Raw genomic sequence first — 11,622 nt, forward strand, 5'->3', positions numbered from 1 at the left:
CTAATAGTAGGGTGTCTTAAATTTAAGACTAAAGAATTTAATATGGAGTAAAAGCATGAACGACTTTAAATCTAAGCTTCCTGATTTTAAGGAAATTACATCAATAGCAACTAAGCTCTTTAAAGACGTTAAGCAAAGTGTTTCAGAAATTATTGATGATTATAAGAAAAAGCGTGAACAGGCTGAAAAAGAAGAGGTAGTCAGTTCTCAAGCGAAAACTGCTAAAAAAGAAGAGGAAGTGATTGTAGCAACTAAAAGCAAAACTGGTGAGGAAGAGGTTGCGACAGTTGCCACTGCTAAAAAAAGCAAACCAGTCAAACCTCAAGTAGAGGGTGCTGAAACAAAAGAACCAGGAAAACCTGAATAATCCACCTCTTTTATATAAAACTAAGCGCGTGCAGGTCGCGTGAGGCCATATTTGCGCATTTTTTCAACTAAAGTAGTGCGGCGCATGTTTAGATAATTAGCTGCATGTGCCACTACCCAATCGGATTCATTTAAAGCCTGGCTAATAAGTGCAAGTTCCGTCTTTACCAGATGCTCTTTAAGATCAATACCATCCCCAATCGCAGAGTCAGGACTCAACATTTCTAATAGCGTTTCTCTTTCATTATTCAAAACGCCTTGATTTAATTTGCTATCTTTCCTAAATCGCCTTGGTAAATCATCGAAGCCAATGATACCGTTAGGGAATAATATTGATAGACGTTCGACAAGATTCGCTAACTCTCTTACATTTCCAGGCCAATTATAACGGCTCAATGCCTCAAGTGCAGTAGGCATCAATCGCACTCCAGGTCTGTTTTCACCCTCAATACGCGAAACAAGTTCATTAAGCAATAAAGGTAAATCCTCGCGTCTTGCCCGCAATGGAGGCATATCAATAGGAAAAACGTTTAAACGATAAAATAAGTCTTCACGAAATTTGCCTTCACTGATGGCTTCTTCAAGATTACGGTGAGTCGCAGCAATAATTCTGACATTCACATCAATACTTTTATTACTTCCTACTCGCTCAAAGCATCGCTCTTGTAATACTCGTAGCAATTTAACTTGCATTGCTAAAGGCATGTCACCGATTTCATCAAGAAATAGAGTTCCGCCATTTGCCAATTCAAATCGACCCTGGCGAGAAGTAATAGCTCCGGTAAACGCCCCCTTCTCATGCCCAAACAACTCACTCTCAAGTAATTCCGCTGGAATAGCACCACAATTGATTGGGATAAAAGGCTTATTATGTCGTGACGAAAAAGCATGTATATTACGAGCGACTACTTCCTTACCCGTTCCTGATTCACCAAGAATAAGCACACTCGCCTCTGTATCTGCTACTTGAGCAATCAATTTACGCACCTGTCGTATAGACTCACTATTTCCCACCAAACTACGAAACAGCGGTGTGCGTTTTTTACTATTTATCTCAGCAAGTGCCGTTTCATTTGCAATTTGACATTTGTGAAGTGCTTCCAACATTTGGGCATAAGTAAAAGGGAAACAAAGATTCGCTAAAACATTATTTACTGGATAATGCGTCTCAGAAGAATCTATAAGAATAATCGGCAATTGAGGTACTAATGCGCGGAAATCAGTAAGAAACTCAAGTGTTTCTTCTTCAGATTCTTGCGCACCAATTAAAATTAATTGTGCATTTTTATAAGAAAAAGTTCGCCAATTAGTCGTATTAGCCAGAACGCAGGTTTCGCCCACAAAATTTAAAATGGTACTGAGCTTATGAGAACGTTCATCGTTATCATCAATAACGAAAAGAGTTTTTTTAGAACTCATAGCTCTATCCCTACATCCACCGTACCTACAATTGAGTATTGGTTATCAATTGATACCCTGTCAAATAAATGACGATCTTTTTTACTAGTGTCATAAATCATTAAAAGCTAGTCCTTAGCGATAACAATCGATGTAGCTAAAAGCATTACATAACATCCCAAAGCACAATTTTTGATTACCTATAGCCTCGGTGGCGGCAATGTGCTTTTGAATGGCAAATCTACGAACATCGATATAGCCCAGGCGACGGCAAAAGGAAAAAGCGGCTCTACGTCCACAACCCTGACGGCCGTCATAGCACCAATCAACACGATAATTGTTAAAACGAGGATACACAAAGCGTCTTAGGCGATAATGATAAGCTCGAGGAGGTTTATGAGCCATGTTAGATACACAACGAATGGTTTTAAATCCATTACAACGCCAACCTTTACATTTTGCTTTGCAAAATAAGAAATGGGTTAAACCCACATTATTGTCAATAATCTGTTGATCTGCACGCTCATATCCCATAAGTCTGCAATAACGGGTTGCTACTGCCAACCCGCATTCTCTGCCATCAAACATGCAATAATTTAAACGTTCACCATGGTATTTGGGCATCCAAAAATTTCTATAATAATCATCACTGCGAGCGGCCATGCTCATATTGCTAAAAAGCAAGCCGATTAATAGTCCCGCAACCATTCGTGAAAAAAAAGTCATTATTACAATCCGTTAGCAGCATTTATGACATGTTAGCCTATGACCGTCAGCAAAAAAAGAGGAAAAACGAACCTTTGATATTTTTTTGACAGTGTTGAGAATACGCTTATTAGAATTGGTCACATAATTAAATCTGATATCGCTTAACGTAATTCAAAGTGGTCTCTTTAGAGAATTACAGAAAATTGATCATTTGCTGTGAAGATTATTAATCCTTGAACTATAGTTAATTACATGTTGTTTTTGATTAATTTTTAATGACGCAGAAAAAAAACCAAGGGCTGCTGCAAGAGGCATTCCAGGCAAGTAAAAGTGCATACCTCTATGTTGCCTTTTTTAGTCTTTTCATCAATGTCCTGATGCTGACTGTTCCTCTCTATATGATGCAGATTTTTGATCGTGTTTTAGCCAGTCACAGTTATGAAACACTCATTTATTTAACAATAATAGCCATTCTCGCGTTATTAGTTCTTAGCCTTTTAGATACCGTGCGCACACATATTCTGATTCATATCAGTACATGGTTTGATAGAAAAATAAGTCCAGTAGCCTTAGCGATGAGCCCAGATCAACTGTTACAAGGCAACCGCTATTCCGAGCAGGTTTTACGTGATATCGGAACGCTGCGTCAATTTTTGGGTGGGAGCGCTATTTTAACTTTTTTTGATGCACCATGGATCCCAATTTATATCCTTGTTATTTTTTTGATACACCCGCTTCTTGGCATTATTTCGATAATCGGCGCCATTGCCCTTTTTGCATTTGCCTTACTAAATGAGTTTTCTACTCAAAAAGTACTAGAAAAAGCAAATGATATAGCCATCAGTAATAATATTGAAACAACAGCAACTTTACGCAATGCTGAAGTCATTCAAGCTATGGGAATGACTAATTCTCTAGTCAATAATTGGTTTTCAAATAATGAAAAAGTCCTTTTATTCCAAACCAAATCCAGTCAAGTATCAGGCAATATCTTATCATTAAGTAAATTTTTCCGTCTTAGCTTACAAGTTATTATCCTTGGAGTAGGTGCCTACCTTGTTCTTACCAATAAAATTACTTCCGGTATGATGATTGCTGGTTCTCTTCTAATGTCTCGCGCACTCGCTCCTGTTGAGCAAGCTATAGGAGCCTGGAAACAATTTCAAAATTTCAAGCAAGCAAAAAAACGTATTGACCCTCATCTTATGTTTGTTTCAGGAAGAGTATCAGGCCTTAAGTTACCACAACCAAAAGGAAATGTTTCAATCGAAAATCTTTATTATGCTCCCCCTAACTCCCAAAAATTCATCATTTCTAGTCTTAACTATCGAATTAAACAGGGAGAAATGGTAGCTCTTATTGGTGCCTCTGCTGCGGGAAAATCGACCTTAGCACGCCTAATTGTTGGAATTTTAAAGCCTAATTCAGGAGCAGTCAGACTAGACAGCGCCGATGTTTATCAATGGGAGCGTGATGACTTTGGCAGGCATGTTGGGTATTTGCCCCAAGACATCGAGTTATTCGCCGGGACAGTAAAAGATAACATTGCTCGCCTGGGTGAAGCAGATGATGCCGCCGTTATTAAAGCAGCCCAGCTTGCCGGATGTCATGACATGATTCTTCGTCTTCCGCATGGCTATAATACAATGGTCTTACGCGAAAGCTTTAATTTATCTGGCGGACAACGCCAACGTATTGCTTTAGCCAGAGCACTCTATAATGATCCTCAATTAATAGTACTTGACGAACCTAACTCTAATCTTGATAGCGAAGGTGAAGTTGCACTGAGTAAAGCACTCGAAAATTTGAAAGCGAAAGGAATTACTACTCTTATTATTGCCCATCGTCCCAGCATCATTCACTTTGTCGATACCATTATTGTTCTTAACGAAGGAAAAATTCAATTTGCAGGTCCAAGAGATAAAATTTTAAGCAAATTAAGAGAGCTTAATGTGATTACTAATCCCAAAAAGCAAGAAGGGATAGGCAATGGATAAGTCTGTCAATCAATTACCAGGCACGTCAGAAAAACCGATAATAAGAACGCCTGTTCTAATCGGCTTTGGAATTTTATTTCTTTTTATAGGCGGATTTTTTCTCTGGTCCATACTATTTCCCTTAGACTCTGCAGCCGTCGCGGAAGGAAAATTTATCGTTGAGTATGAACACAAGACTATTCAACACATGGAAGGGGGAATTATCGATAAAATATATATTTCTGAAGGTTCTGTGGTTCAAAAAAATACTCCTCTTATAAAGCTGGATGACACACAAGCCAAAGCTTCCTTGCAATTACTCCAAGGTCAGGTTTGGGAAAGTTTGGCAGCAGAAGCACGTATTTTTGCAGAATTAAACAATAAATCTGAAGTAGTTTTCCCAAATGAATTACTTAAAATGGCCAACGATCCCAAAGCAAAAAAGATCATTACAGGTCAAGAGAATTTGTTTATAGCCAATGTTAATAGCTACGAAGGTCAAAATCAGGTATTACAACAACGTATTGACGAGCTCAATCAGGAAATAACCAGTATTAAAGCGCAAGTAGATTCTGAAACTGAACAGCTAAAATTAATCAATGAGGAGATTACTGCCGTGGCTTATCTAGAGGCACGTAAATTGGTTGATCGCCCACGCTTATTAGCTTTAAAACGAGAAGCCGCAAGGCTTAATGGTAATCGTGGTGAACACCTTGGACAAATTGCCAAAGCACATCAATCCATTGGAGAAACTAAATCACAAATCTATACTCTCACAGAAACTCGACGCAAAGAATTATTACAAGAGTTACGAGAAACGCAACAGAAATTAGCCGATTTACTCGAAAAGTTAAAATCTGCTGAAGACATTTTAAAAAGAACCCTCATTCTTGCCCCGCAAGCCGGTACTGTCATTGGCTTAAAAAAACATACCATTGGCGGCGTAATAACTCCAGGTCAGGATATTCTCGATATCATTCCTTCTGGCGATAAATTAATCATAGAAGCTGAAATTAACCCGATAGATATCAATATCGTTAAACCAGGATTAATAGCCAAAATTCATTTAACCGCATATAAACAAAGAAATACACCAACTCTTGAGGGTACAGTTACCAATATTTCTGCTGATATTTTTGAAGATCAGGTCACAAAGAAAGAGTTTTATAAAGCTCGTATTTCTTTAAATAGCCAGGAATTAGCCAACTACCCTCATATTCATCTCTATCCTGGAATGCCAGTGCAAGTCATGATCATTACTGAAAAAAGAACCGCGTTTGATTACTTAATAACCCCTCTCACAGAGAGTTTCCGCAATGCCTTTCATGAAGAATAATATCGTTGCATTGATATTTCAGCTTTTAAAATATTAATTTCTCTTCTGTGTAATTTGTATTAGACAAGTATGGTCTCTCCACGAAAATGTATCAAACTAGCTCGCTTACCGGATTACTGTTTCAAGAGCCATTTTTAATCTATCAGTGTCATGACAATATCAACTGATCAAACATTGACCTAATATACAATGTTTGTTAGGCTACTACTTTTTTAGACAATAATGAGCATTAGAGATGAACAACGCTTCAAAAGTTTTATTGATGTGTGAGGAACTTCAAGATATTAAGGAAAAAATTAAGTGCATTCTTAGGAAATTAGAACAAAAGGAAATTGAAAGCTCTGAAATTTTAGAAGAATACGATAAAAATCTTCTTGCTTATAAACAAATTGTTAATGAATTAGCTAAAGAGCCATTTAATATCAAAGAGATACCCCCTATCGAAATCATTTTAGAGGATGCACATAGGGTATTTAATACTTCTGATAATGCATCTGCTCTGGCTGTTCGACGCTTATTTAGGCAGAACACCCAAAAATTAACGCAAATTAAGCGTGGTTATGGTCATTTTGGAAATTTTGGTGACGGTAGAGCGTCTTCTTATAGAAGATTATATGAAATATCAATAGAAGGTCTAATTCCGCCTTACACACCTCTTGGATTATTACTAGTAATGGGAACGGCGATTGTACATGCAATTGATGCATTTATTACACATGTTAGGATTAAATATTATCAAAGACAAGCATTACCACTCATTGATCAACCTCAGACGGAACAAAATTTACTGCTAGGATTCGCATTAAGTACAGGGAAAGCTTTTCATAATTTAAGTTTATTTAGCCAACCTAAAAATTTGCCAGAGCAAATTAAGGAAGAGGATCTAAAAATTATGAATTTTATATAAGCAAAATAACCAAAAGCGTAATTACTCTGGATAGACAAGTTAGGTAAGCCTATAAGTCTAATACAATACTTATTGTACCTTCTGTGTCAATTTTGATTTGGAGTACCATATAGTTACTTATCATGATAAAAGTTTTTGTGCTCGCCAAGTGTTCACAAAAGGCGTTGCAATGACTCCTACTCATTAGCTAGAAAAAAAACTCATAAACTATAATTAACAAAGTAACTCTTTTATCTTCTAGCCTGTCTAATTACTTAAACCAATTCCAACTTTCAGCCTTACCCTATTTCCCTACTCCATCACAATTTTTTGGACTACCCAACCTTACTAGTATTGGATTCTCCCCATATAAAAATATTCTCTCACTCATTCCTCAGCATCTCTACAATAATTTGGTATTGATCCCCGTCCTGATACGGTTGGAATTACTGGCAATCGCATACAAAATCAAGTTTTATCCGCAATCTATCGAATATTGATTTTGACATTGGAGAAGGCTTTATTTTTCAATGGCAATCAAAGGAGCTGTCCAATCATTAGTAACTTAATGCGACTTTATCCTCACCGAGAAGGTCACTAAGAACCATCAGTAAATTATCGCTAGGGGTTACTCGCCATTGCGTTCCTAAATTCAGATTCGCCGTTGCCGTTGGACTTATGTAGCGAATTTGAACAACACATTCTCCTTGATGAGCTTTTAATATCGATTGCAAGGAAGTAATTCTTGCATTATCTGCAGACGTTAAATTGAGAGCGATACATTTGGCAAACCGCGTTCGAGCTTCATCAATGCTATAAAGCTGGCTCGCTGTCATTTTAATCCCGCCACTATATTCATCAGGTGCAATCTCGCCTTCAACAACAAGCATTTGCCCCACTTGAACATCAGCCTGCTGTGCTTCATAAACCTCTGAGAAAACGACGATATCTAATTTACTAGAAGAATCTTCAACACCAATAATTGTTAATTTTTTACCACGCTTGGTCATAACACGTCGTAAAGAAGTCACCAGGCCACAAACACAAGCCTTTTTGGCCATGCCTGGATTAAGTCTGGCAATTAAGGTAACAAAAGCCTTAAATTCCTGAGAATATTGACTGGCAGGATGTCCGGTAAGATAAAGACCTAAGGTTTCTTTTTCACTATTCAGGCGAATCATATCTGGCCAAGGTCTGCACTCTACATAGTCCTCTTCATTAGAAGAGTCATCCAATATAGAAAACAAATCGGTCTGCCCACTTGTCTGATTTTGATGTACCTTGTCAGCAACCTTTAGTGCTTTATCGAGCGAAGCAAAAAGTACAGAACGCTCCTCTCCCCAACAATCCATCGCCCCACTTTTAATTAGAGCCTCTAAAACGCGCCGGTTAACCTTACGCAAATCCATTCTTTGACAAAAACTAAATAAGCCAGAATAAGGGCCGCCACTTGTGCGTTCATCAACGATGCAATTGATTGCCGACTCCCCTACTCCTTTGATAGCTCCTAACCCATAAAGAATTGTTTTATCATCAGCTACTGTAAATTGGTAATGAGAATGATTGATTGTTGGAGGCAAAACCTTTATCTGCATTTGCATACACTCATCAATAAAGGTGACCACTTTCTCTGTATTATCCATATCAGAAGACATTACAGCAGCCATAAAAGCAGCTGGGTAATGTGCTTTCAACCAGGCGGTTTGATAGGCTACCAAAGCATAAGCTGCAGAATGTGATTTATTAAAGCCATAACCAGCAAACTTTTCCATTAAGTCAAAAATATGAGTGGCAACGTGCTCATCAACGCCACGCGCTGTAGCGCCTTCAGTAAAAATAGCTCGTTGCTTTGCCATTTCCTCCGGTTTTTTCTTACCCATTGCGCGGCGTAATAAATCTGCGCCTCCTAAGGTATAATTCGCAAGGACCTGAGCAATTTGCATAACTTGCTCTTGATAAAGAATAACGCCATAAGTGGGTTTTAGAATGGGCTCCAAATCTGGATGAGGATATTCAACTTTGGCACGTCCATGTTTTCGATCGATAAAATCATCAACCATCCCCGACTGTAATGGACCAGGCCTAAAAAGAGCAACCAATGCAATGATGTCTTCAAAGCAATCTGGTTGTAATCGATGAATCAGCTCCTTCATACCACGAGATTCCAATTGGAAAACGGCGGTGGTTTGACAGGCCATTAACAACTCAAAACTTTTTTTATCATCTGTCGGTATAAGGGAAATATCGACAGGCGTCTCACCCTGAGCAATCCGTTGTTTGTTAATAATAGCTAATGCCCAATCAATGATTGTCAATGTTCTTAAGCCTAGAAAGTCAAACTTTACCAAGCCTGCAGCCTCAACATCATCTTTATCAAATTGGCTCACTAATTGTGTAGAGCCCTGTTCACAATAAATTGCTGTAAAATCAGTTAATTTTGAAGGGGCAATCACCACACCTCCGGCATGTTTCCCTGCGTTGCGTGTTATCCCTTCAAGTTTTAGAGCCAAATCGATTAACTCTTTTACCTCTTCTTCATCTTGATAACGTCGCTTTAACTCCTCTTCGTCTTCAAGCGCTTTATTTAAAGTCATCCCTATTTCAAAAGGAATTAATTTGGCTATTTTATCCACAAAACCATAAGGATGTCCTAAAACTCTTCCTACATCACGGACAACAGCTTTAGCTGCCATTGTACCAAAGGTAATAATCTGGGAGACGCTTTGACGCCCATACTTTTCGGCAACATATTCAATAACCCTATCTCGTCCCTCCATACAGAAATCAATATCAAAATCTGGCATGGAAACCCGCTCAGGATTTAGAAAACGCTCGAATAGTAATTCATATAGTAAAGGGTCCAAATCGGTAATTTTTAAAGCATATGCAACTAAGGAACCAGCACCAGACCCCCTTCCTGGACCGACGGGGACACCATTTTGCTTCGCCCATTGAATAAAATCGGCAACAATTAGAAAGTACCCAGGGAAACCCATCGTATTAATTACGTCTAACTCAATTTGTAATCTTTTATCGTAAGGAGGGCGTAAATTCTCTATTGCTTCGGGCGGCTGATTGCGAAAAATCTGTTTTAAACGCTCTTCCAAACCTTGCTTTGATAATTCCGATAAATAATTCTCTACTGTTGATCCTTCTGGAATAGGAAAATTTGGTAAATAGTTATTACCTAAGTCCAACTTGACAGTACAGCGCTTGGAAATTTCAACGGTATTTTCAAGCGCCTGGGGCAAATCCTTGAACAACTCAACCATTTCATCTGCAGAGCGAAGGTATTGCTGCGCACTATATTGTTGGTTTCGTCGTGGATCGGCTAAAGTATAGCCGTCATGGATACACACCCGCGCCTCATGGGCTTCATAATCCTCTTCCTGCAGAAAACGAACATCATTTGTAGCGACTAAGGGTAAATTTAATTCTTCAGCAAGACGAACTACACGTTCATTGTATTCAATCTCATCTTCTCGCCCCGTTCTTTGTATTTCCAGATAAAACCGATTAGGAAAAATTTCCATAAATGATTTAGCCAATGCATAAGCATTCGATTCATCCTCTGCCAATAGGGCCTTTCCTATGGTTCCAAATCGCCCGCCGGAAAGTGCGATCAACCCTTCTGCATACTCATTGATCCAGGAATACTGAATTCTCGGCTGCCCCTGATACTGTCCTTCTTGATAGGCTTTGGAAACCAAACAGGTTAAATTTCGATAACCCGTTTCGTTTTGGCATAAAAGTACAAGCGATGTGACCTGCTCAGGATTGGCTGGATCATGACAAGGTAAATCACTTCCCAAGATAGGTTTAATACCCGATTCCAAGGCCGACTTAAAGAATTTTACGGCTGCAAACAAATTGCAATAGTCAGTAATCGCTATTGCGTTCATGCCCTTATTGGCAAGGGATTTCATAAGGGGCTTGATACGCACTAAACCATCCACCATAGAAAATTCAGTATGTACCCGCAAATGGACAAAACGCGATTGCATAATTTGGAAAAACTCATTTAAGGGAATGAGTGAACTGTACCGAAGTCAGTAGCCCAGGGCAATATTTGAGTGGATAAAAGTTTTAACTTCGATTTTCCGGACATCCCAGGACACTTAAACGACTATGCACCGTTTTTCGGGATGACGAGTGGGTAAGTCAGTTAATCCATTGCACCAGTAACCCATCGCATGACGGCTAAGTATTTATTACTAACGCCCATTTTTTTATTAGCATTTTGCAAATGAAAGTTGACTGTCCTTTGAGAAACGCCTAATAAACTTGCTATGACATTAATGCGTATATTCTGGGCTGTTAACTCGAGACATTGCTGTTCGCGCTTTGTCAGTTTTATCTTTGATTTGACGGTCTGTAACAACAATTGCCTTACATAATGAAAATAGCATTGGGTTATTGCTAACCAAATAAACTGCTTCTCTTGCCAATCCACTAAACCATTTTCCTGAATTCGTTGATGTAATACCAGATTAACGAAATCACCCTGAGGCCCATGTAAAGGAATACATAATCCTCTATAAATTCCAAACTCTTTCGCCTCTTGACGCATGCGAAGTTCGCGTTTGTTTTTAGCTTTTGAAAGCTGTTCATCAATATCCCAAAGAAATGGCACTAAATTTTGCTCCATTGATTCCAATGTTCTATCGACATCAGCGTAACTTTCATCAAGATAATGCTCATGCCACGCACGAAGCGGTGGAGTTACCCAATTATAAATTAGTCGACTTCCGCTTTTAGTGTGTTGTTTATAGTACGTGAACGCAAGACTTGTTATTCCCTCTCGAGAAAAATAGCTTACTAGTAGCTTGTTTAAGTGCTCTATGCTGTCTGCAGCAGCCAATTTTGAACATACCTCGTACATTTTATCTTCCATAACCTGTCAGGAAAGACAGGTTTTCATTCTATATTGGATTGTTATTATACATATAATT

Annotated in this window: 8 protein-coding genes; 4 read left to right on the plus strand and 4 right to left on the minus strand. The window is 38.6% G+C overall.

Going from position 1 to position 11,622, the window contains the following annotated elements:
• The first annotated feature begins 55 nt into the window (after nt 1–55).
• Nucleotides 56–367, plus strand: a complete 312-nt coding sequence (locus tag PXX05_RS07620; protein WP_275087631.1) for a hypothetical protein — start codon at nt 56–58, stop codon at nt 365–367.
• Between the two features lie 20 nt (nt 368–387).
• Here the strand turns inward: PXX05_RS07620 and PXX05_RS07625 are convergent, their stop codons facing one another.
• Both PXX05_RS07625 and PXX05_RS07630 read right to left on the minus strand, forming a co-directional pair.
• Nucleotides 388–1,785 (minus strand): sigma-54 dependent transcriptional regulator, encoded by a 1,398-nt coding sequence (locus PXX05_RS07625; RefSeq protein ID WP_275087632.1) that lies wholly within the window; start codon nt 1,783–1,785, stop codon nt 388–390.
• A gap of 114 nt (nt 1,786–1,899) precedes the next feature.
• Nucleotides 1,900–2,490, minus strand: a complete 591-nt coding sequence (locus PXX05_RS07630) for a hypothetical protein (protein WP_275087633.1) — start codon at nt 2,488–2,490, stop codon at nt 1,900–1,902.
• Between the two features lie 257 nt (nt 2,491–2,747).
• On the opposite strand from PXX05_RS07630, the gene PXX05_RS07635 reads away from it, so the two are divergent.
• From PXX05_RS07635 to PXX05_RS07645, 3 genes are all read left to right on the plus strand, one after another.
• Entirely contained in the window at nt 2,748–4,469 is a 1,722-nt protein-coding gene (locus PXX05_RS07635) for a type I secretion system permease/ATPase (RefSeq protein ID WP_275087634.1), read from the plus strand.
• Nucleotides 4,462–5,784 (plus strand): HlyD family type I secretion periplasmic adaptor subunit, encoded by a 1,323-nt coding sequence (locus tag PXX05_RS07640; RefSeq protein WP_275087635.1) that lies wholly within the window; start codon nt 4,462–4,464, stop codon nt 5,782–5,784. The genes PXX05_RS07635 and PXX05_RS07640 overlap by 8 nt, the downstream gene beginning before the upstream one ends.
• Nucleotides 5,785–6,019: 235 nt before the next feature.
• Nucleotides 6,020–6,691, plus strand: coding sequence for a hypothetical protein (locus PXX05_RS07645; protein WP_275087636.1), 672 nt, complete (start codon nt 6,020–6,022; stop codon nt 6,689–6,691).
• 536 nt (nt 6,692–7,227) lie between these two features.
• Here the strand turns inward: PXX05_RS07645 and dnaE are convergent.
• A complete protein-coding gene (gene dnaE, locus PXX05_RS07650; RefSeq protein ID WP_275087637.1) occupies nt 7,228–10,674 on the minus strand; it encodes a DNA polymerase III subunit alpha in 3,447 nt (1,148 codons plus the stop codon).
• A gap of 161 nt (nt 10,675–10,835) precedes the next feature.
• The gene (locus PXX05_RS07655) at nt 10,836–11,564 is read right to left on the minus strand and encodes a helix-turn-helix transcriptional regulator (protein WP_275087638.1); all 729 of its coding nucleotides are present in this window, start codon (nt 11,562–11,564) and stop codon (nt 10,836–10,838) included.
• Between the last annotated feature and the right edge of the window lie 58 nt (nt 11,565–11,622).

Origin of the sequence: Legionella cardiaca, from assembly GCF_029026145.1 — a bacterium.
In the GTDB taxonomy this organism is placed as follows: Bacteria; Pseudomonadota; Gammaproteobacteria; order Legionellales; family Legionellaceae; genus Tatlockia; species Tatlockia cardiaca.